The organism is Kibdelosporangium banguiense, from assembly GCF_017876405.1.
Classification (GTDB): Bacteria; Actinomycetota; Actinomycetes; order Mycobacteriales; family Pseudonocardiaceae; genus Kibdelosporangium; species Kibdelosporangium banguiense.
In genome coordinates this window covers 6903128-6926189 of sequence record NZ_JAGINW010000001.1, presented here as the reverse complement: position 1 = coordinate 6926189, position 23062 = coordinate 6903128, and the positions used below count along the sequence as shown (strand labels likewise).

Annotated in this window: 12 protein-coding genes; 6 read left to right on the top strand and 6 right to left on the bottom strand. The window is 67.7% G+C overall.

The window, feature by feature from the left end; translation table 11 throughout:
* Window positions 1-58 precede the first annotated feature (58 nt).
* The gene (locus JOF56_RS32110; protein WP_209643200.1) at window positions 59-3265 is read left to right on the top strand and encodes an ATP-binding protein; all 3207 of its coding nucleotides are present in this window, start codon (window positions 59-61) and stop codon (window positions 3263-3265) included.
* Here JOF56_RS32110 and JOF56_RS32105 read toward each other — a convergent pair.
* Window positions 3249-4355, bottom strand: a complete 1107-nt coding sequence (locus JOF56_RS32105) for a PucR family transcriptional regulator (protein WP_209643199.1) — start codon at window positions 4353-4355, stop codon at window positions 3249-3251. The two genes, JOF56_RS32110 and JOF56_RS32105, sit on opposite strands and share 17 nt — an antisense overlap.
* A 135-nt stretch (window positions 4356-4490) precedes the next feature.
* Here JOF56_RS32105 and JOF56_RS32100 point away from each other — a divergent pair, with 135 nt between their 5' ends.
* From JOF56_RS32100 to JOF56_RS32090, 3 genes are read left to right on the top strand one after another with little or no spacing between them, the layout of a single operon-like run.
* Window positions 4491-5933: an AMP-binding protein gene (locus tag JOF56_RS32100; RefSeq protein ID WP_209643198.1), complete on the top strand. Its 1443-nt coding sequence runs from the start codon at window positions 4491-4493 to the stop codon at window positions 5931-5933.
* Complete coding sequence (locus JOF56_RS32095) at window positions 5933-7111, top strand: alpha/beta hydrolase (protein WP_209643197.1); 1179 nt, start codon at window positions 5933-5935, stop codon at window positions 7109-7111. Before JOF56_RS32100 ends, JOF56_RS32095 begins: the two co-directional genes overlap by 1 nt.
* Window positions 7108-8289, top strand: a complete 1182-nt coding sequence (locus tag JOF56_RS32090) for an MFS transporter (RefSeq protein ID WP_209643196.1) — start codon at window positions 7108-7110, stop codon at window positions 8287-8289. The genes JOF56_RS32095 and JOF56_RS32090 overlap by 4 nt, the downstream gene beginning before the upstream one ends.
* Here the strand turns inward: JOF56_RS32090 and JOF56_RS32085 are convergent.
* The 4 genes from JOF56_RS32085 to JOF56_RS32070 all read right to left on the bottom strand — a co-directional run bounded on the left by JOF56_RS32085 (window position 8286) and on the right by JOF56_RS32070 (window position 18777).
* Window positions 8286-9668, bottom strand: a complete 1383-nt coding sequence (locus JOF56_RS32085; protein ID WP_209643195.1) for an alpha/beta hydrolase domain-containing protein — start codon at window positions 9666-9668, stop codon at window positions 8286-8288. The two genes, JOF56_RS32090 and JOF56_RS32085, sit on opposite strands and share 4 nt — an antisense overlap.
* Window positions 9669-9671: 3 nt before the next feature.
* On the bottom strand, window positions 9672-16013 hold the full coding sequence (locus tag JOF56_RS32080) for a type I polyketide synthase (RefSeq protein ID WP_245378479.1): 6342 nt from the start codon (window positions 16011-16013) through the stop codon (window positions 9672-9674).
* A complete protein-coding gene (locus JOF56_RS32075; protein WP_209643194.1) occupies window positions 16013-17728 on the bottom strand; it encodes a fatty acyl-AMP ligase in 1716 nt (571 codons plus the stop codon). Before JOF56_RS32075 ends, JOF56_RS32080 begins: the two co-directional genes overlap by 1 nt.
* Window positions 17729-17898: 170 nt before the next feature.
* Window positions 17899-18777 (bottom strand): alpha/beta hydrolase, encoded by an 879-nt coding sequence (locus tag JOF56_RS32070; protein WP_209643193.1) that lies wholly within the window; start codon window positions 18775-18777, stop codon window positions 17899-17901.
* 52 nt (window positions 18778-18829) lie between these two features.
* On the opposite strand from JOF56_RS32070, the gene JOF56_RS32065 reads away from it, so the two are divergent.
* Complete coding sequence (locus JOF56_RS32065) at window positions 18830-20143, top strand: MFS transporter (protein WP_209643192.1); 1314 nt, start codon at window positions 18830-18832, stop codon at window positions 20141-20143.
* On the opposite strand, the gene JOF56_RS32060 is transcribed toward JOF56_RS32065, so the two are convergent.
* Window positions 20063-22132, bottom strand: a complete 2070-nt coding sequence (locus tag JOF56_RS32060; protein ID WP_209643191.1) for an MMPL family transporter — start codon at window positions 22130-22132, stop codon at window positions 20063-20065. The two genes, JOF56_RS32065 and JOF56_RS32060, sit on opposite strands and share 81 nt — an antisense overlap.
* Window positions 22133-22405: 273 nt before the next feature.
* Between JOF56_RS32060 and JOF56_RS32055 the strand changes: the two genes are divergently transcribed.
* The gene (locus JOF56_RS32055; RefSeq protein WP_209643190.1) at window positions 22406-23062 is read left to right on the top strand and encodes a cutinase family protein; all 657 of its coding nucleotides are present in this window, start codon (window positions 22406-22408) and stop codon (window positions 23060-23062) included.

Genomic DNA, 23062 nt, shown 5'->3' with positions numbered 1-23062 from the left:
CCACCGCCTACACTGTGACCTCGGGGAATCTCGGGGAATACGGCCGCTGGGGGAGCAGTTGCAGGTCCGGTTGTTCGGTTCGCTCGAGGTCGTCGACGGCTCGGGCCAGGTGCTCGACCTCGGGACCCGCAAGCAGCGTGCGCTCGTGGCGATGCTGGCGTCACAGCCCGGACAGATCGTCTCGCTGGACAGGCTGATCAACGAACTGTGGGCCGACGAGGCCCCTGCGGGCGCGACCAGGACGCTCCAGGCGTACATCGCGCACCTGCGCAAGATCCTGGAGCCAGGCCGTCGGCCGCGTACGCCTCCTGAAGTCCTGCTCACCCGCGAGCCCGGCTACCAGCTGGCGATCGCGCCCGACGATGTGGATCTCTGTCAGTTCAGTGCGTGGGCCGACGAGGGCCGTCAGGCGCTGGCCCGTGGCGAGCACCGCGAGGCCGTCGGCTTGTTGGACCGGGCGATGACGCTGTGGCGCGGCGATCCGCTCGGCGAGTTCGCCGACGAGGAGTTCGCTCAACCGGTCCTCACCAGACTCGTCGAGCAACGCGCCGCGGCGCTGGAAAACCGGTTCGAGGCACGGCTGGCACTCGGCGAGGACGCGTCCCTCGTGCCAGGCCTGGAGTCCCTCGTGGCCGAATGGCCATACCGGGAACGTGCCTGGTCATTGCTCGTGCTCGCGTTGTACCGCGCCAGCAGGCAGGCGGAAGCTCTCACCGCGCTGCGCCGCGTCCGCACACTGCTGGCGGATGATCTCGGCCTGCAACCAGGACCCGATTTGAGAGACCTCGAACAGGCGGTATTCGACCAGTCCCCGCAGCTCCAGCTTCCTCAGCGGCCCGCCGAACCACCGGTCCCCGTGCAGGTCGCCGACGGCCTCATCGCGAGGGCGGCCGAACTGGCATTGATCGAACATCGGCTGGCCGGGGCAGGGCGCGGTGACGGTGGCGCCGTGCTGATCACCGGTGAGGCGGGCATCGGCAAGTCCCGTCTCGTCCAAGCGGCCACGGATCTGGCTCTCGCACGCGGATTCAGTGTCGCCGTAGGACGATGTGTGGACGGTACGGCTCCCGCTTTCTGGCCGTGGGCACAAGTCCTGCGGTCGGACTTGCTGACCAGGCACTCAGCGACCACTGAAGCCCTCTACGAACTGTACGACCAGGTCATGGCCGCTCTGACCGAGACGCCGCTTGTCCTCGTGCTCGACGACTTGCACTGGGCGGACGCCTCGTCGTTGCGACTGCTGGCCTTCGTCGCGCAAGAGGCTGCCCGGCACCGGCTGCTCGTGCTCGCCACATGCCGCCCCGAGCCAGGTGATCACCCACAGGAACTGCGCGACACACTCGCAGCCCTTTCCCGGCAACAATGCACCGACCGGATCGAGCTGACGCCGTTCACCGCTGACGAGATCGCGCTCTACCTGCGTGCCAAGGGCGAGGAGCCGGAACTGGCCGAGGCGCTGTGGGAAAGAACCGGCGGGAACCCGTTCTACATCGGCGAAGTGCTACGCCTGCGAGCCGGTGAGCGTGAACTGCCAGGAGTGGTGCCGCAGGGCGCCCGCACAGTGCTCGATCGGCGTGTGGCAAGGCTTCCCGAGGAGACAAGGACTCTGCTGCGCGCCGCCGCTGTCGCCGGGCGTGAGGTCGACATCGACCTGCTTGAAGCCGTCACCGACGCCTCGACGGAGGAGGTGATGACCGGAATGGAGCCCGCTGTCGCGAGCGGACTCATTGTCGAGCCGTCTGCCGGTGCTGACTACCGGTTTTCGCACGCTCTTGTCCGGGACGCCCTCTACGCGGGGTTGAGCCGGTTGGAGCGGTCCCGGCTGCACTTGCGTGCCGGCGAAGCGCTGGAACCTGTTCTACCGGAAGCCGAGTCCGCACGGCTCGCTCATCATTTCGTTCAGGCCGCCCGGCTCGGCGGCGCCGACAAGGCGGTCAAGTACGCCTCCCGTGCCGCCCGGCATGCAACCGGTCAGCTGGCGCACACCGAGGCTGTCGAGTTCTGGGAACTGGCGCTGAACACTCTCGCGGCAGGCCGGGACGCCGAGCGCGCACGGGTACTGACCGAGCTGGGGCAGGCGTTCCGGTCCGTCGGGCAGCCGGAGAAAGCACTGCACGCCTGGGCTGAGGCGGTTCAGCTCGCCCGGCGGACCGACGACAAAGAGGCACTCATTCCCGCCGTCACCGCCATGGGTGGCCCTTCCCTGTGGAACTGGCGGCCCTACGGTGTGGTCGATTCCGAGATGGTGACTGTCCTCGAAGGACTATTGCGGGGGCCGCTGACCGATGCCGATCGGGCGACGCTCCTCGGAACTCTCGCCGTGGAACTCTGCTACGGCCCACGCTGGGCAGAAGGCGAGCAGTACGCGGCCGAGGCGGTCGAGCTCGCACGCACGACTGGGAAAGTCCCGTTGCTGGCCAGGACTTTGAGCAACTATTTGCTCGCGGCTTTCCGGCCCGGCCGCAACACGGCCAGGCGCGCGGCGGCGGAAGAACTCGCCAGCTTGCCGGGCCTGCCGGTGAGTGCCGAGGTGCTGGCACGCGTGTTCCTCATGTCCTGCATGCTGCGCGACAGCGACCTCGCAGGCTGGGACCGGGAGCTCGCCCGTTGCGAGCAGTTGCTCGACACCGCCCGCCGTCCCGAGATCGAATCGATAGTCCGGGTCGCTCAGCCGGCCCGCAGCACCCTGGAAGGCCGCTGGGACGAGGCACAAGCCCTGCTCGCCGGGTACAGCGAACCTCAGTTCGGGTCGACGTTGTGGGGTAGCCGGTTCCGGCGGTGGGTCATCACGTTCACGTGTCTGCGCGCCCAAGGCCGTATGGCCGGAATGCTGGACGAACTCGTGGCCGCCGCCAAGGCACCTGACCTCGTGCCCTTGCGGCCGGTCGCGGTACTCGCGGCTGCCGAGGCGGGTCGTGAGGCACTGGCCCGGGAGCTCATCGCGCTATGGGGAACCGACATCCCGGAGGACTGGGTCGCCGACTTCCTGATCCCGGTCTGGGGACTGGTCGCCGCCCGGCTGGGAACTCCTGACCCCCAACAGCTCTACGACAGGCTCCTGCCCTACGCCGGCCAGTTCGTCGTGGCCGGAATGGGCACCGCTTGCTGGGGCTCCGCACACTTGGTCCTCGCTGAGCTGGCCCAACGGCTCGGGAAGCACGCGCAAGCCCGTGACCACGCACAAGCTGCCTTGGACATCCATGAACGCCTTGGCCTGACGTACTGGGCGGGCCAGAGCAGGCGCTTGCTCACCGCGAAACCATGAGCCACCAGATCTCGGAGAGATCAGCCGGGTCACGCAGGGTCACGCCGGTGAGTTCGGTGAAATGCGCCAGCCGGTGGCGGACCGTGTTGGGGTGCACGTGCAACGCGGCCGCGGCTTCGCCCACCCGGAGCCCGTTCTCCACATAGGACAGTACTGAGCGCCAGATGTCCTTGCCGTAGGCGCCTTTCGCCTCAAGCGGAGCGAGGATCCGGCTGTGCAGGATACGTGTCATGTCCAGGTCGGTGGCCACGACACAGGCGACACGCAGCGAGTCCAACCGGTGTGAGCCTGCCAGGCCCAGCCGCAGAGCGGCGGTGAGCACCCGGCCTGCGGTCAGATACGAGGCGGGCAGGTCGACTGCCGGGCCCAACGGTCCGATCCCGAACGTGCCGAACCGCGGGTCCAATGCCTCGACGGAAGCCACCAGTCCGAGCACTTCCCGGTTGGCGGCGGCCACCACCAGTCCGTTGGCAGGCATGTTCTCGCGCAGTGTGGACACCGCGGTCCCCAACGCCAGCCGGCCACGCAGCGCGGCGAACCGGCCTGCCGGGTCAAGTCCGAGTTGCCACAGGTGACGGCGGGTGTCCGCGCCGGGCTGTGTCAACAGAGCTCGTACCGCGTCTCCGATCCGTTGCTCATCCTCACGTGCACCACGGACTTCGACGTCACGATGCGCCGCCGCGGCCGCCACTGTCACGAAATCGAGCCACTGCCAGACCAGTTCGACTGCGCTCAGCAGGGACCCGTCGGACGCACCACGATCACGTGCCGCGGTCGACAGCACCTTCCAGAACTCCTCACCGGACACCCGGTAGGCCGCGAGCACGGCCTCCAGGCTGATGCCCTGGCGGGCCCGGTCCGCACCGACCTTGGTGATCTCCCGCAGTTCGGCCGCGTCCGGCAGGCGGTTGTCCCGCAGGTGCCCTACGGCGGCCCCGAGGATCCAGCGGTTTCCCTGCCACAGCACGTCTTCTGGGATCGTGGCGTATTCGGGTACCGCGCCGCGGATCTTGGCGACCAGCCGGTCGACCAGCGCGTCCAGCCTGGCCGGCTCTCGCGCGAGGTCGTCGAGGACAGCGCGCACCGTCATTGTGGAAACCTCCAACCCGATCGGCGCCAGGATGGCCAGGACACCAGTGTTCGCCCGCTCTTATTGTCGCAAGCTCCGATCCCGATGACGATGACCTGATCGAAATCACTGCCGAAATCCAAGCAGGGGGTCCCGATGCCGCCGACCGCGCTCGCCGACCGTCTCACCCAGCTCGCCGGCAAGGACCCTGACCGGCCTGCGGTGACGTGCGGTTCCGACACGATGACCCGCCTGCAGTTCGACCGGTACACCAACGCACTCGCCCGCGCGTACGCCGAACACGGTGTGAATGCGGGCGATCTGGTCACAATCGGCCTGCCCAACAGCATCGAGTTCGTGTGCGCTGCCGTGGCCACGTGGAAGCTCGGCGCCACCCCGCAGCCGGTGTCGCACCGCCTGCCGCCGGCCGAACTGACCGCGGTGGTCGAGGTCGCCAAGCCCGCGCTGGTGATCGGCCTCGACATTCCGGGGCTCCCGGCCATTGCACCCGGTTACTGTCCGGAGCAGGCACACGAACCATTACCGCCCGCGATCGGCCCGTGCTGGAAAGCGCCTGCCTCCGGCGGCAGTACCGGACGGCCCAAGGTGATCATGTCGACACAGCCCGCGTGCGCCGAGGTCATGGACGAGTACGCACTTGCGTTCGCCATGCCACAGGACGGCGTCCACCTGGTCGCGGGGCCGTTGTCGCACAACGGGCCGTTCATGATGTCCGCCGCGGCCCTGTTCACCGGCAGCCACGTGGTGATCATGCCCCGGTTCGAACCGGCCGGCCTGCTTCGTCTGGTCGAGGCTTATCGCGTGCAATGGACCTTCCTGGTGCCGACGATGATGCACCGGATCTGGCGACTGCCCGAAGAGGTCCGGGCGGCAGCGGACATGTCGAGCCTGCGGATCGTGCTGCACGGCGCCGCCCCTTGCGCACCATGGCTCAAGCTCGCGTGGCTGGATTGGCTTGGCCCGCACAAGGTCTTCGAGCTGTACGCGGCCACCGAGGCACAGGCGGCCTGCTTGATCTCCGGCCCGGAGTGGCTGGATCATCCCGGCAGCGTCGGGCGAGTGGCGCGCGGGGAGATCCGTGTGCTCGACAGCGACCATCGCGATGTGCCGCCCGGTGAGCTGGGCGAGATCTGGATGCGGCACGCTCCCGGCTCCCCGGAGACCTACCGGTATCTCGGTGCCGAGGCGACCATTATGGACGATGGCTGGGAGTCCACCGGTGACATGGGCCGGGTGGACGCCGACGGATACGTGTACCTCACCGACCGCAAACCGGACATGATCCTGGTCGGCGGCGCGAACGTGTTCCCCGCCGAGATCGAGAACGCACTGGACGAGCACCCCTCTGTCCTGGCCAGTTGCGTGATCGGCCTTCCGGACGACGAATACGGCAACATCGTGCACGCGGTGGTGCAGACCAACGGCCCGCTGGACGAACCCGCACTGCTCGCCCACCTCCAAAGCAGGCTGTCGGCGTACAAACTGCCGCGCAGCTTCGAGCGCGTGGACTATCCGCTCCGCGACGACGCCGGCAAAGTCCGGCGCGCACAGGTGCGCGAGCAACGGCTCACCCGCTGATGGCCCCCGAAGTCGTTTCACGCGTCACGCTCGGTCCACGGCTGGTGGAATACGAGCTGTACTCCCCCACTTTGCGTGAGCCGACAGCTCTGCGAATCCTGTTCCCAGCCGCATATGGCGAGAACACAGCGCGGTTTCCCGTGCTGTATCTGTTGCACGGCGGTGACGACGACTACCGGGCCTGGACGGACAAAGGCGGCGCGGCCGAGGCGACCCAGTCCTTACCTGTCATCGTGGTGATGCCGAACGCTCGCAACGGTTTCTACTCCGACTGGGTCAAGCCGGGCCGATACGGCCGCACTGCGTGGGAGACCTTCCACATCGGCGAACTGGTGCCGTGGGTGGACAGCACGTTCAGAACCGAAGCACGCCGGGAAAGCCGGGCGCTGGCCGGTCTCTCGATGGGCGGATTCGGTGCGATGTCCTACGCCGCAAGGCATCCCGACCTGTTCTCGGCCGCGGCAAGTTTCTCCGGGGCGCTCGACACGAACGTCTACACGTTCATCCCGGGCATCGCCGCCCGGCGGGACGGCGGCGCCCGCGGCTCGATCTGGGGCGATCGCGCCACGAACGCGACCCGGTGGCGTGCACACAACCCGTGGGACCTGGCAGCGAACCTCCGCGGCATGACCCTGGCCGTACGCACCCGGACCGGTCTTCCCGGCCCACTGGACCGCGACCGCAGACCGGACCCGGTGGAGGCGATCGTGTTCCACGAGTCGCTGCGATTCCACCGCAGACTGGCGGCACTGGGCATCGGGCACACCTGGCACTACGGCCCCGGAACACACGATTGGCCTTACTGGGCCGTCGACCTGCGCGAGACCCTGCCCATTCTGCACAAGGCATTCCTGCGACCACCGCCGATACCTTCGCCGGTGACTCACGTCTCAGCCGAGCCCAGCTACCGGGCCTACGGCTGGGAGGTGCGCGTCTCCCCAGCACACATGGAGTTCTCCCAGCTGTCCGACGCGGACAAGAACGGATTCTCCCTCACCGGCCGGGGTATCGCCCACGTCCGCACCCCGGCCTTGTTCGAACCGGACAGGACCTGCACCGTGACCATCGATCAGCTGCACACCGAGTTGACCGCGGATTCCGCGGGACGCCTGGATTTCCGCCTTCAACTCGGCCGGCGCAAGCCTGGCACAGTGCGAGTACGGATCGGTGTGGCATGACTGTCCCTGTCACCAGGCGCTGGATCGGGGCGCTGTCGCTGGCCACGTTCGGCATGTCGATCGCCGTGCTGACGCCGATCCAGGTCCTGCTCCCCTTACAGATCGAAGCAATCGATCCGGACGGCAAGGTGCTCGCGCTCGGCTGGATCACCGCGGCCGCGGCGATCGTGTCCATTGTGGTCTGCCCGATCGCCGGGGCGCTCTCCGACCGGACGACTTCCCGGTTCGGACGGCGCCGGCCATGGGTGCTTGGCAGTGGTCTGGCCTGCTGTGCCGCGTTGATCGCACTCGGTACGCAGCACACGATTCTTGGCGTTGCCGTGCTGTGGATAACCGTGCAGGCTGCGACCAACGCTCTGTACGCGGCGTTGAGCGCGGCTGTTCCCGATCAGGTTCCGGTGCAGCAACGCGGTGTGGTGTCCGCGTTCGTGGGCCTGCCGTTGCCGTTGTCCTTGATAGCCGGGACATTCGTTGTCTCGGCTGTCGTGACCGACCAGTTCGGTGCCTACCTGACGCTGGGGCTGGCTGAGCTCGCGTTCGTGTTGCCGTTCGTGCTGGACCCGACCGACCGGCCGCACCTGGTGGACACCGATCGGCCCCGGTTGCGGCTGCGCTGGACCTCGGATCTGGGGTGGGCTTTCGGCTGCCGGTTCGCCATCCAGCTCGCGAACGCCGTCGGCACGCTCTACCTGCTGTACTACCTGCGGGACGTCGTGCACCGGGCGGACCCGGCGATGTCGGTGTTCCTGCTCATCCTGATCTACACAGCCGGTGTGGTGCCTGCCAGTATCGTCGCCGGACGCTGGTCGGACCGATCCGGCAGGCGCAAACCGTTTGTCATCGTCTCCTCGGTCGTCGTGGCATCCGCGATGCTTGTGCTGGGACTGGGCAATTCCTGGCCGAGCGCCTTGCTCGCCGCTGTCCTGATGGGCATCGGTTACGGCGTCTATCTCGCTGTCGACAACGCACTCATCACCCAGGTGCTGCCGTCCGACGCCGACCGCGCCCGCGATCTCGGCATCGTCAACATCGCCAACACCGCACCCCAGGCCATCGCCCCCGCGCTGGCCGGCGTCGTGATCACCAGCCTCGGCGGTTACACACCGCTCTATCTGCTCGCGGGGGCGTGTGGCCTGATCGGTGCGGCGCTCATCCAACCAGTTCGCTCAGTGACCTAGGGCTTGCTGACGCGGGCAATGGCCTCGTCATAGTCGGGCTTCAACAGGTAGCCGCCCTGCAGGGCGCGGTTCGCGGCCGCGGTGAACTTGGCGACGTAGGTGGCGTGATCCGGGTACAGCTGACGGATCCGGTCCGGGGTGAACGGGGTTGTGGTGCCCAGGAGGCCACAGGCGCCTGCGACGTTGCCGCCGCTGTTGTTCGGGGCATACGCAGCGACAGGCGCGTCGAGGTCAGGCAGGCGGACGCCGCCCAGGGCGTTCTGGTCACCGTCACGCACGATGATCAGGCCGAACAGCATCGTGATCGGCGCCGCGGTGGGTGGCGCCGCGCCGCCCCTGGCCCAGCGGTCGAGGTGGGCGAAAGCAGCGTTCTCCGCGTACCGGAAGGTCATGTTGTTGACGGGTTTGTCGCAGTAGGTCGCGGCACCGTTGTTGATTCCCTTGTCACGGGCGTTGGCCGCGTTGTACAGGTTGAGGCCGAACTGGTCGGCATGCGCCGTGCCGGCGACCTCCCAGGTCCGGACCAGCGGGGTGTCCTGGCGGACGGACGACGAGAACACGACGTCGGTCTCCGCCTGCAGGATGAACGCGGGCACACCCAGATCGGTCCGGATCTTGGCGGAAAGCGCGCCGACGACGCCGTCACCGATCGGCGCGGCGAGCGCCGCCCTGCCGTGAATCATGAAACCGTTGTAGACCTTGTGCACGGGCTGGACGGCGTTGGCGTACGTGGTCATGCGCAGCGCCGACTGGGAGTGCCCGGAACCGAGTACGACGGCCGGAGTCCGGCCGCCCAGCAGCTGTGGGTTCGCGCGGATCGCCCGGGCAGCGTCGGAGAAGATGTCGTACGACAGGGCGTCCGAGCTGATGTTCACCGAGCTGTAGCGGCCGGGGTCGAGGCTCTTGAGTTTGTCGGCGCCGTTCTTCTGGCTGGTCACGCCGACGTAGATGTCTCCTGACCGCATGAAGTGCTCGTAGGACTGGGAGAAGTCGACCGGGATGTCCACACCGAAGCTGACGTTGAGCCACTCGGCCACGACCGTGCCGCTGAACCTGCTCGGGTTGCTCGGCCGTACCACCACGAGCCTTGTGGTGTAAGGATTGTCGGCGGTGGCGATCTTCATGTTCCACCTGCCGTCGTCGGTCCAGTTGCCCACCTGCTCATAGGTGTTGGCGCGCCCGGACAACAGATACTCTTCTTCGACATAGCCTCGTGCGGCCAGGTCAAGAACACCTTTCGCGCCACTGACCGGCCAGCCTTTCCCCGCGTTCGCGGGCACGGGCGTCACGGCCGGGTCGGCCGCGGCCTGAGCCACACCGGTCACGAGTGTTCCGGACATGAGAGCCACAGCCAGCACGAGCGGCAGAGCTCTGCGCATGAGTCAACGACCTCCTAGGTTTCGCCGGCGCAACACGCCGGTCAGATGTTCGGCGATCACATTCACGTTGGGCGGGTCGAGCAGGGACAGGTGATGTCCCGGCACAGTCACGATTTCGAGGTTGTCGCAGACGGAGTCCCAGCCACGAGCAGGATCGCAACGGTCGAAACGCTGGTCACGCAACCCGCCGGGGACAGCGGACTCCGCGCTGTAGAAGATGACTGGACCCGCGTACGGCTCCGGCTGATAGCGTTCCAGCAGCCGGGCGTCCAGGAAGGACGATCGCTGGTGAGCCAGGATCGCGGCGCTGACCTGCTCGTTGATCAGGCCGGCCGAGACGATCGTGGCGATCAGCAGATCCGCCTGTTCTTCTTCGCTCAGTGCGGCCAGATCCGCGTAGGGCAGACCGACTCGCTTGCCGTAGCTGGTCTCCAGGAACTCGCCGAACCTGCGGAACCGCCGCTCCAGCCGGTCGGTCTCGGCCAGTCCGGGTTCCTCCGGCAGCGGCAGGATCGGGTCGATCAAGGCGAGCAGGTCCACGGTCTCACCCGCGGCCGACAGCCGTTGGGCCATCTCGAAAGCCAGGAATCCACCGAAGGACCACCCGGCGAGCCGGTACGGGCCGGTCGGCTGGATCGCCCGAAGCGAAGGCAGGAACCGCTCGGCACGCTCTTCGACCGTGGTGGTGTCGTCGATCCGGTCGAACCCGTACGCCGGTGCGTCCAGCAGGTCGACGAGCTGGCGGAAGACCGCCGTGTCGCCGCCGCCCGGGTGGAAGAAGAACAGCGGTTCACTGCCGTCCCTCAGCACTCGGACGGGCCCGGTCGCACGATCCGCAGCACGCACGTGGTTGGCCATCAGCTCGATGGTCGGCCTGGCGAACAACTCGGCCGTATCGAACTCATGAGCCGCCCGCTCACTCAGCAAAGCCGCGATCTGGGCGGCCTGGTCTTCGTCGCCCGGGAACTCCTGGGTGACGCCGACCGGAGTGCCGAGCACGTCCTGCCACGCGGACGTGACCAGCCGCTCGGCCGCGTCTCGAGGCGGTACGAGAACAGGCGACTCCGAGTTGTCCTCGGTGTGCAGGATGCCGACCTCGGTGAACACGCGAGCGCACAGCTGCGTCAGAGTCGCGCCGGCGAGCAGGAGCGACACCGGCAGGTTGATCTCAAGATCGTGCTGCAGCGCGTTACGGATTCGCATGGCCAGCAACGAATCGACACCGAGACTCGGCAACGGCAGGTCGTCGGCGAGAGCTTCGGTGTCCAACCCCATGACCGATGCCACGCGGAACCGGACCTGATCGGCGACGAGCCGCCGTGCCTCCGGCGACTTGCGGACAGCGGCAATGCCTGGCCATTCGTCGGACTCGACGACCTTGTGCTGGGCAAGTACCTCGGAGAAGAACGGAATATCGGCCAGATCTGGAAACTCCTGGACCAGCCTGGAAGTGTTCAACCGCACGGCCGCGACCTGCGCACCACGCGCGGCGATCACGTCCTCGATCACCTCAAGTCCCTCAGCGGGCTGAATCGGGTGAATCCACGGGACGTCGATGTCCGCGGCGGCACCCACCTCCGCCCACGTGCCCCAGTTGACAACCGCTCCCGGCAAACCATTCGCCTGGCGCAACGCCACGAGCGCGTCGAGATATGCGTTCGCGGAGGCGTAAGCAGGTTGTCCTGGCAGGCCATGCAGTGCCGTGGCCGAGGAGAAACCCAGCCACCAGTCCAAATCATGGTCGAGACTGGCGGTATGCAGTCGCCAGGCGCCGTCCGCCTTGGGCCACCATGTCCGTCGCAATGTCTCGTCGTCCAGGAGTGCCACCGGCCGGTCGTCGAACACGGCTGCGGCGTGCGCGATGCCGCGAGGCGTGCCCGCCGCGGCGAGCAAGCGCTCGGCCACGCCAGGTTCCGCCACATCGCCCAGCACGACCTCCACCGAGGTTCCGGCTGACCGAAGTTCCTCTATCACCGCCACCGCGGCGGGCCCGGGTTGCTTTCGTCCATTGAGGACCAACCGGGCCGCGCCACGGCCGGCCAGCCACCCGGCGAGCATCAACCCGAGTCCGCCCAGGCCACCTGTGATCACATAGCCGCCGTCCGGACGGACTACGGGCACAGCGGGCGCGGGAACCGTCGCGGCCGACAGACGCGCGACATATCGCTGTCCTTCTCGCCAGGCGACTTCGTCGTCAGCGGCCCCGGCCGTCAGCTCGGCTGCCAGGTCCGCTGCGGACGAGACGTCAAGCCAGCCGACCCTGAGGCTGGGATGTTCATAGGACAGGACACGAACAAGGCCACGGACCGACGCAGGGCCAGGTTGCCCCTGATCACCCGGCGCGACCGTCGCGGCATACGTCGTGACCAGCCACAGACGCGGCGGCTTGCCGGGCAGTTCGGTCAACGCGCGGACCCACTCCGCACAGTCCAGCACTGCCCATTTGCCGGTTTCCAGCCCATCGGAGCGGTCCGGCGGAACGAGCAAGGCCACAGTTGACGGCCGCTCACGCTCCAGCGCTTCGAAATCCACAGTGGACACGAGTCGGCACTGGGGCCCGATGGCGGACACGGCGGCCGCAGCCAACGGATGGTCCGGCTCGGCCACGAGCAGCACCGGGCCGGACTCGGCAGAGCCGGGCACGTCGACCGGCTGCCACCTGCGCGCCAGCAGGCTTTCCCGCAGCGGCGCGGCAAAGGGTGAGTGCGTGACCTTCCGCAGGAAAACTCCGGTGATCTCGACCAGGACCTGGCCGTCGGCATCGACCAGGCGAACCTCGCTGGTCAGGCCGCTGTCCTCTGGTGCGAGCGAAACGTACGCCCGCTCCCCGGACCTGGGATCCCCGAGCAGTCTCACCTGCCCGAACTCCATTGGCACATAACGAACATCAGTCTCAGCTGGAGGGGCGGCCGCAACAATGCCTTGGAGACACGCGTCCAGCAACGCCGGATGTATGACGTAACCCGCTTGTGGCGCGGCTTCAGGCACCGACACGGTCACCACAGCCGTGGATTCACCCTGAGAAGCCTCGGTGACGCTCTTGAACGCGGGTCCGTAGTCGATTCCGTACGACCGCAGCCGGTCGTACAGGTCGGTCACCGGCTCGCCGCACTGATCCGAGGGATGCCATTCAGTGCCGTCCGCATCGGTGATCAACGCGCTGCAGTGCAGTATCCACCGGCCGTCCGGCCCTTTGGTGTGGAAGAGGACCTCGTCACGTGAGCACGTCGTCGTCACCCAGGTGTGCTCGGTCAGCGGCAGCGGTTGGTGCAGGGTGACCGAACGCAGCCCGAGCTTCTCGGCGGGCCGGTCGAGAACCGTTGCCGCAGCGGCAAAGGCCATCTCGACGTAACAGGCTCCGCTCAGCACCGCGATGCCGTCGATCCGGTGGTCGGCCAGCCACGGATGCCGTAGCGTCCCCAGGTCGCCACGCCAGAGGTGGACGTCCTGTTGCGGAATCTCGCAGTGCGTCCCGAGCAACGGGTGATCCCCGGCCGGTGCCACCGAGATCGGCGGCACCCAGTGCTGGGTGTGGTCCCATGCGGTGGCCGGCAGGTCGATCAGACGCCCCGAAGTCCTCGGCGGCTGGTCACTGTCAGCGATCAAGGCCCCGAGGTTCGCCTGGAAGCTACCTGGCTCGTCACGTCGCAGTGTGCCCAGCACAGTCGCGCCCCGGACAGTCTCGCTGATGGCGTGCCGCAGCAGAGGATGCGCCGAGATCTCCACGAACGTCCGGTACCCGTCCTGGTAGGCGGCGTCGACCGCCTGGGCGAACCGGACCGGCCTGCGGACGTTGGAAACCCAGTAGTCCGCGTCGAACCGGCCGTCGGCAGCCGCCGTGGGATAGATCGGAATGACCGGATCCATGACCTCTATCGAGGACAGCTCGGCCCGCAACGCCTCGGTGATCGGCTCCACCAGCCGGGAGTGCCCGGCCACGGTCGACTTGATCAGCCCGGTCGCGACTCCACGTTTCGTGGCCTCGGCGACCACCTCGAGAACCTCGCTGACCGGGCCTGCGACCACGGTCTGTCTCGGCGCGTTGAACACGGCCAGGTCCACGGCCGGATAGCCGGCCAGCAGTGCGGACACGTCCTGTGCGGACATCTCCAGCATCGCCATCGCACCTGTGCCGGCCGTGGTCGCCAGCAATCGCGAGCGCGTCTTCACGATCCGCACGCCGTCAGCCAGGGACACGGCTCCAGCGACGACCGCGGCGGCGACTTCGCCAAGCGAGTGCCCGATCACCGCAGCGGGCTGCGCACCATAGTGCTGCCACAACCGTGCGAGGGCCACCTGCAGGCCGAACAGCACAGGCTGCAACTCCGCGAAGGCTTCCGGCACATATCCCTCGGCGAGGACGTCGTACAGCCTGATGCCCGCCTCGTCGATCTCGGCCACGGCCTCGGCGAACGCGGGTTCGTCGATCAGCAGCCGTTGGCCCATGCCCGCCCATTGCGCGCCCTGGCCGGAGAAAACCCACACGGTGCCGTTGCCCGCTCTCCCCCGCTGCCCCAGCGCCACGCCGGGTGCCGTCGTTCCGGCGGCCAGCGATCGGAGTCCGGACACCAGCTGCTGCCTGTCTTTGGCCGTGACCACGGCACGGGCGCGACCACTGGCCCGCCGCGCCAATGTGTGCTCCACATCGGCGAGGTCGGCCTGGTCTCCATGCCCGGTCAGCCAGTCCGCGAGCCGGTCGGCAGCCTGGCGAACACGTGCCTGGGTGTTGCCGGCGAGCAGGAACTGGCCACGGTTGTTCATCCGGCCGCGGCGCTCGATGTCCGGCGGCTGTTCGACGACGACGTGAGCGTTGGTGCCGCCGAACCCGAACCCGGACACGCCTGCGACCGCCGGGCGGCCGTGGCCCGGCCACAATCGTTGCCCGGACGCGACCGCCAGCCGCAGCCGCTCGAACGGGATGTGCGGGTTGGCCTCCCGGAAGTGCAGGCTCGCCGGAAGCCGTTGGTGGGCAAGCGACAGGACGACCTTGATCAGCCCGGCGATACCGGCGGCGGCCTCGAGGTGACCCAGATTGGTCTTGACCGACCCGATCAGCAGTGGCTGCTCGCGGCCGGGCGCCTGCCCCAGAACGGCCCCGAGCGCACCGGCCTCGATCGGATCTCCGAGCAACGTGCCCGTGCCGTGCGCCTCCACATAGTCCACGTCCGCCGGGTCCACTTCCGCGGAGGCGTATGCCGAGCGCAGCAAAGCCTCCTGCGCCTCGGGATTGGGCGCGGTCAACCCGTTCGACCGGCCGTCGGAGTTCACGGCGGAACCCCGCAACACAGCCAGAACCCGGTCCTGGTCACGCAGTGCGGCCGCCAACGGCTTGAGCACCACCACAGCGGCGCCTTCAGCCCGGCCGATGCCGTCCGCGGCGGCGTCGAAAGCCTTGCACAGCCCGTCGGCCGCCAGGACACCCATCTGATCGAAGGTCGCCGTCACGCCAGGTCCCAGCAACAGGTTGGCGCCGCCGACCAGTGCGAGATTGCTCTCCCCGCTGCGCAGGCTCTGCATCGCCAGATGAACAGCCACCAGCGAGGACGAACACGCCGTGTCGACAGCGATGCTGGGGCCGCGCAAGTCGAAGACGTACGACAGCCTGTTGGCCGCCACACTCAACGACGCGCCGGTCGCGGTCCAGGGATCGACACGGCTGACGTCGCCCAGTGTCAGCCTGCTGTACTCGTTGCCGCTGATACCCACGAACACACCAGTTCTGGTGCCCCGCAGACGATCCGCCGCGATCCCGGCATGATCCAGGGCCTCCTGCGTGACCTCGAGCAGCAGCCGCTGCTGCGGGTCGGCCACCGCCGCCTCACGCGGAGTGATCCCGAAGAAGTCCGCGTCGAACCCGGTGACGTCGCTGAGAAATCCACCCCAGCGCGTGGTCCGGGCCAGCTTCTCGGCCTGCTCGGGCGACTCGTGGCCGAACTGCTCCCATCGCCCCTCCGGCACCGAGGTGACGGCGTTTCCACCGTCCAGCAACAACTCCCACAGGTCCGCGGGGCTGCCGACATCGCCAGGCAACCGGCAACCGATGCCGACGACCGCGATCGGTTCACCGGTGATGGCGAGTACCGCCTCCGCGGCGCCTGCGGGCTCGTCCAGCAAGGCTGTGACGAGCGCGGAGATGCTCGAGTGCTGCCAGACCAGGGTCGCCGGCAGGTCCCTGTCCAGCACGTCCGCCAGCTCACCGGCGAGCTGGACTGCTTCCCGGGAGGTCAGGCCGTATTCGATCAGCGGGCGATCGACGTCCACTTCGGACGGATCGAGACGGCAGACCCGGGCGATCGCGGCGGCCAGCCGCTGCCGCAGCTCGGCTGTACCGATCTGCTCGGTCATCACAGGCCCCCGTCGAGGTAACGGCGGCGCGTGGCCGAACGCGCGATCTTCCCGCTGGATGTGCGCGACACAGTGCCAGGCGCCACCAGCACGATGTCCAGCAGCCGCAGGTCGTGCCGCCTTGAGACAGCGGCGCGAACCACGCGCTTGACCTCGTTGACCAGATCGTCGTGGATCGTGACGTTCGACGAGTGCTCCGCGACGACGACCGGCCCTTCCTGGCCGTCACGCTCGATGCCGAACACCGCGAGCCGGTCCCGGCGGATCGCCGGATGTGCTTGCTGCACAGTCGCTTCGATGTCCTGCGGATAGTGGTTCGTACCGTCGACGATGATCAGGTCCTTGAGCCGACCGGTGATGTGCAGACCGTCGGCGTACATCACCCCAAGGTCTCCTGTGCGCAGCCAGCCCGCGTCCGGTGTGCCGTCGATCAGCTTGCCGTCAAACGTTTCCGCGGTACGCTCCGGCTGCCGCCAGTATCCTTCGGCCACGTTGGGGCCGTGTACCCAGATCTCGCCGACAACACCCTCGGGCACTTCCCGTCCGTCGACCACGATCCGCAGGTCCTGGCCGACCGGACGGCCAACGGACACCAGCTTCGCCGCGTGGTCGGAGTCGTCGGCGACCGTGACGGCTGTTTCCCCTGGCCCGAGCCGGGTCCGGTCGAATGTGGTGGCCTTGAGCGTCGTGCCCGCAGGCGTCGTACTGACGAACACCGTTGCCTCAGCCAGCCCGTACGACGGTCTGTGCGCGGATGGCCGGAAGCCCAGGGGCCCGGTCACGGCCATGAAGTTCGCCACCGTCTCGGCCCTGATCGGCTCGCTGCCGTTGATGATCACCTTGACCCGGCTCAGGTCCAGGCCGGAACTGTCCTTTCCGAACAGGCTCGCCACGGCGTAGTCGAAGGCGAAGTTCGGCGCGGCGGTGATCACGTCCGGATACTGCGAGAGCATCCGCAGCCAGCGCACGGGCCGGCGGACGAACGCGAACGGCGTGGTGAACACCGAACGGCAACCGGCCGCAGCGGGCAGGGCCAGCAGGTTGACCAGACCCATGTCGTGGAACAACGGCAGCCAGCCCACACAGGTGGAGTTCACGTCCGCACCGAACGCGGCCTGCGCCTGGCGCACGTTGGCGGTCAGCGCGCCATGGGTGATCACCGCCCCGGCCGGGCTCCTGGTCGATCCGGAGGTGTACTGCAGATAGGCGGCCTGGTCGGACCGCGCCTTGACCGGCTCGAAACCCGCCTCCGGCAAGGTATCCACGCTCAGCAGCTGCTTCGGCCGGGGCACGGCGTGCCGGTCGAGCAGCTCACGGATGCCCGGCACGGCCGCCTGCGAGGTCAGCCACACCTCGGGATCGCAGTCGGCGAGCGCTCCGACCAGCCGGTTGGCGTGCGAGCTCACCTCCGGGGCGAACAGCGGGACCGCGATCATGCCCGCGTACAATGCTCCGAAGAATCCCACGACGTAGTCGAGGTTCTGCGGGCAGAGCAAGGCGACCCGCTCACCCGGCGCACTGACCTCGGTGAGATGGGCCGCCACCGTCCGGGCCCGTCTGTCCAGTTCGGACCAGGTGATGGTGCGTGGGACACCGTCCGCGTCGTCGAGGTAGTCGATGAACGTGAACGCCGGGCCGTTGTCCCCGGCCCGCCAGGTGAGCATCTCGCTCACCGGCTCGAAACCGATGGAGAACACATTACGCCGTGCAGACATGGTGACCCCAACCAAAGCGACAGGGAGCGTCGGGCACAAGAACAGTCAAAGGCTGTCCGGCAGGTTAACTACCCGGGAAATAAGGTGACAACAATCCGCGAGTGTGACCCAGGTCACTTATATTTTGGTTTGTCACACCGCTACACAACAACGGCACCCGGATTGAACGATCACGCGCATTTATCACCCTGTGTCAGTGCAGTGGTCAGAAAACCCCACGACCGGTCCAACTCGCGTTGCCAGCTTGGCCAGTCATGCGTACCGGGCCCGAAGCTCGTGCACACAGGGTGACCGATGGCGGCCATCCGCTCGGCGAAGTCGTGACTCGTCGGCGCGATCAGCCGCTCCAGCAACCGGTCCCCCGGCGCAGGCGGATCACCTGGCACCCGGACGCCGTCACCCGCCGAGACGTACAGCGGAGTCCCGGTCAACCGTTCGGCCAGCCGGTAGGGATTGTTGGCCGCCCACACGGCGTGCTGCGACCATCGCGCCCCCCACATCGCGCCGATCCGCTCACCGACGCTGCGCAGGAAGTAGCGCATCAGCAGCGGAACACCCCGGCGAGTGGTGTGCAGAAGCCCGCTGTACGAGGCCGCAGCCTGGAACATTCCCGGATTGCGGGCCGCGTACATGACGGCCCCGTAGCCGCCCATCGACACTCCGGCTACCGCCCGCGAAGGCCCCGCGCCATAGCCAGCCTCGAGCAACGACCGTAGCTCCACGGTGTGAAAGCGATGCCACGCAGGCGACTGCGGACCCCGCCAATCCGTGTAGAACCCTGCCCGGCCACCCTCGGGAAGCACCACAAGCAGGCCGCCTGGATACGCCTGCGCCCGGCTGACGATGTCGGTCTTCTCAAGCCAGCAGGACGGCCCGTCGTCACCGCCGTGCAGGAGATAGAGCGTCGGCCAGTCACGCTGAGTACCTGACGACCAATCAGACGGAGTAACCAGCAGGACGGTGACTGTCGTATTCAACACCGGCGAACGGACGTCCAATTCGACCACATTCGGCTGGGCAAAACGCTCCGCGACCACTTCGGTGCCCATCGCAGCTCCCCTATTGATATCTCGCCGCCGACGCTATTACCGTCAGTTCATCATGAACAGAATCCAGCCACGAGGCCACCCTGCCGGCACCCTGGTGACGGTATCGCTCGGCGGAATGATCGTCGGTCTCGACGGTACCGCGCTGACCATTGCCGGCCCGGATATCGCGCGTGCGGCCGGTGCTTCCCTGACCGAGCTGCAATGGATTGCCAACGCGTATCTGGTGGCGCTGGCCATCGCGTTGTTCCCGGCAGGCCGGCTGGCCGACCGGGCAGGCCGGCGGGCGACGTTCATCGCCGGCGTCGCCGGGTTCGGAGTCGCCTCACTGCTGATCGCGGCGAGCTCGACCGCCTGGTTGCTGATCGTTCTGCGTGCGGTTCAAGGCATCTGCGGCGCACTGCTGCAACCGGCGGCGCTTGCGTTGGTACGCGCGACTTTCTCCGGCAAACGGCTCGACCTCGCACTCGGGATCTGGGGCGGGGCAGGTGCGCTGTCCATCGCCGCGGGGCCGGTGGTCGCCGGGTTGATCGTGCAGAACTTCGGCTGGCCGGTGGTGTTCCTGATCAACGTGCCGATCGCCGCGATCACAGTCGTGCTGGCATTGTGCACGGTCAGCGAGTCTCGTGCACGAGATTCGCTCGACAGGCCAAGAGATCTGCTTCGCTTCCCCGGTGTCGCGCTCGGCGCCGTCCTGACTGGACTGAGCTATTTCTCCTTGTACGGCTTGCTGTTCTTCCTCACGTTGTACCTGCAGAACGTGCGGGGGCTCGATCCGGTCGGCGCGGCCGGATGGCTCCTGCCGCTCACCGCGGTCGTCGTGGTGAGCGCTCCGATCGGCGGCGCTCTCACCGCCCGGTTCGGGCCGCGGTGGCCGACGGTGGGCGGCCTGGTCCTGATTTTCGCCGGCATGCTGGGGTTTCTCGCTCTCGACCAGGCCAGTACGCAGGCCGAGATGCTGCCCGCAGCGCTCATTGTGGGGGCCGGCACCGGGTTCGCGTTGATCGCCGCGACGCAGGTGATCGTCGCGAACGCCCCGGAGTCGATGTCCGGTCTGGCTTCCGCATTGCAGCAGGTGGCCACGCAGCTCGGCGGTGTGGCCGGGATTCTGGTGCTCGGCCTGGTGATGGCATGGCGGGTCGGCGATCTGGCCGAGCCCGGCACCGATGTGGACCAGGCGGCGCAAGGACTTGGGCCAGGGTCGGCGGTGTTCATGTCCGGTTTCCACGCGGCCGTCGTCACCGCAGCGATCGTGATCGCGGTCGGGGCTGTTCTGGCGATGCGCACCTCAGATCGCACCTCGCCGCAACCGGCCCGGCCACCAGATGTCACGTCCGATGTGGATGGTCAGCGCCGGCACCAGCAGTGACCGCACGAGCAGGGTGTCCAGCAGCACGCCGAACGCCACCAGGAAGGCGATCTGGGCCATGAACAGGATCGGCAGCACGGCCAGCGCGGCGAAGGTCGCGGCCAGCACCACCCCGGCAGACGTGATCACGCCACCGGTGACCGTCAGCCCGCGCAGCGTGCCGGCCCTCGTCCCCAGCCGCTGTGATTCCTCGCGGACCCGGGTCATCAGGAAGATGTTGTAGTCGACGCCCAGCGCGACAAGGAACACGAAGGCGTAGAGCGGCACCGACGGGTCCGAACCTGGGAACTCCAGTACCTCGTTGAACACGAGCGCGCCGACGCCGAGTGTGGCGGTGAACGACAGCACGACTGTCCCGATGAGCACCAAGGGCGCCAACAGGGATCGCAACAACAGCACCAGCACTAGAAAAACGACCAGTAGTACAGCCGGAATGATGACCTGCCGGTCTCGTTCGGCCGCTTGCTCGATCTCCTGCCAGATCGCCGTCTGCCCACCGACACGCACGAACGCACCCGGCACCTCGCGCACCGCTGTCCTCAGATCCGCCAAAGCCTGCCGTGCGGCACCGGAGTCGGCGGCCGAGGTGAGCGTCGCCTCGATCGGTACGAAGCCTTCGGACGGTTCCCCGACCTTCACCGCGGCGACGCCATCGACCTTCGCCGCTTCAGCGACCTTGGCCACGGACCGGGTGTCGGTGATGATCACGATCGGTTCCCCGGCACCGGCCGGGAAGTGGCCCGCCAGCACCTGCTGACCGGCCACCGCGTCCGGCCGGTCGAGGAAGATCTCGGTCTGTTCTACGCCGCTCGACCGCAGTGCCCCTAGGAAAATTGTCAGCAGGACAAGCAGTTCGACGCTCATCACCCAGACCGGGATGAACCGGCGGCCGACCAGGTCCGAGATCCGCCCCCACAGCCGGGGCCGTGCCGACGGGCGAGGCGCCAACGGCCAGAAGGCCGCACGCCCCAACAGCACCAGCGCGGCCGGCAGGAATGTCAGCGACACCAGCAAAGACGCGGCGATCCCGATGGCCGCGACCGGGCCAAGGCCCTTGTTGGACGACAACTGGCTCAGCAGCAGGCACGTCAGGCCGAGGATCACCGTTCCTGCCGATGCCACGATGGACTCGAACGACGCGCGCAAGGCAGCCGCGACCGACTGACGTGGGCTGACGGCCCGTGCTGTCTCCTCACGATGGCGGGCGATCAGCAGCAACGCGTAGTCGGTCGACGCGCCGAACACCAGGATGAACAGGATTCCCTGACTTTGGCCGTTGAGGGTGAGCACGCCGCCCGACGCCAGCGGATACACCGCCAGCGACGCCAGGACAAGCGCCAGGCCAGCGGAAACCAACACTACGATCGGCAGCAATGGACTGCGGTAGACCAGAACCAGGACCAGCGCGACGACAAGTGCCGTCACCACCAGCAGTCGCCCGTCGATTCCCGCCAGAGCTTCGCCGAAGTCGGCTGTGTACCCGGCCGGCCCGGTGACGTGCACCGACAGCCCATCCGGGAGAAACGACCCGGCGACCACACGCATCCGCTGCACGATCCGCCCGGTCTCGAATCCGTCCACACCGGACACCGGCACGCTGACCAGCACTGCTTTCCCGTCCTGGGCGGGCACAGGGTCTGATGGCGGGCCGCTCAATCCGGCCAGGTGAGAGATTTCGGTCCGCCGCGCGACGACCGCCGCGGCGTCGGCCTCGGTCAGCCCGGCCGGCCTGGCGAACACCACCAGGGCAGGCTGAATCTTGCCACCTGCGATTTTTTCCTGCAGGCGCACGACTTCGGTGGCCTCGGCGTCAGCGGGCAGGAACGATTCGCCGTCGTTGCGCTGCACTTGGCTCAGCGCGCCGGGCATCGAGCTGCCCGCCGCACCGAGGGCAAGCCACAGGAGAAGCACCACAGCAGGAAGCCACCGCCTGGTGGAGCGGGTCTGCTGGGAAACCGGGGGCACCCGGGTGGGAGCGTCGACGTGCATCGGCAATCCGTCTCTCCTCATGGCGAGTATGGACAGCTAACTTCAGCCCGGACCCGGACGGCAACAGCCCGGCCGAAATATCCCGGGAGCACTCAGGGTCGTGACAAAGCAGGGGACCTGCTTGCTCGCCTCCATGACTTCCGCGACCGAGAATGATCTCGTTATCGTGGCGTCCCCGGGCCGCTCGTGTTTCGAGCGTGGTCACGCCGAATTGCGGCGTCCCCGGTTTCCCTGTGATTCTCCCTTCGGTATCGATACGCGGAGGTATCGAGCATGTTCAGATCCATCCGCAGATCCCCGGTCCGCTCGTTCGCCGTGGTCGCCGCGCTGCTCGCCGGCGGGGTCGTCGCGGCCGCGGCGCCTGCCTCGGCGGCCCCGTGCACCGACATCGACCTGGTTTCGGCACGCGGGACGGGCGAGCCCGGCACGCTGGGCGTCATCGTCGGCGATCCGGTCAACTCGGCGGTCAAAGGCAAGCTCAACGGCAAGTCGATCAGTGCCTATCCGGTGAACTACCCGGCCAATCTCGATCTCACCTCGGCCACGAAAGGCAACATCGACCTGGTCAACCACGTCACCAGCCAGGCGGCGTCCTGCCCGAACCAGCGCTTCGTGCTGGTCGGCTACTCGCAGGGCGCCAACGTGGTCAGCAACTCGATCGGCGTCAGCAGCGCCGGTGCCGCCGTCGGCGCGCCGATCGCGGCGACCATCCCCGCGTCGATCGAGCCGAGAGTGGCCGCGGTCGTGGTGTTCGGGCCGCCGATCGGTGCGCTCGGCAAGCACATCACCGGCGTCTACCAGGGCCGGACCAAGGAGTTCTGCGCCAGCCAGGACCCCGTGTGCGTCAACGGCGCGTCCAATGTCCTGGCGCATCTGCTCTACTTCCTGGACGCCGACAACGCGGCCACGTTCATCGCCGGAAAGGTCTGA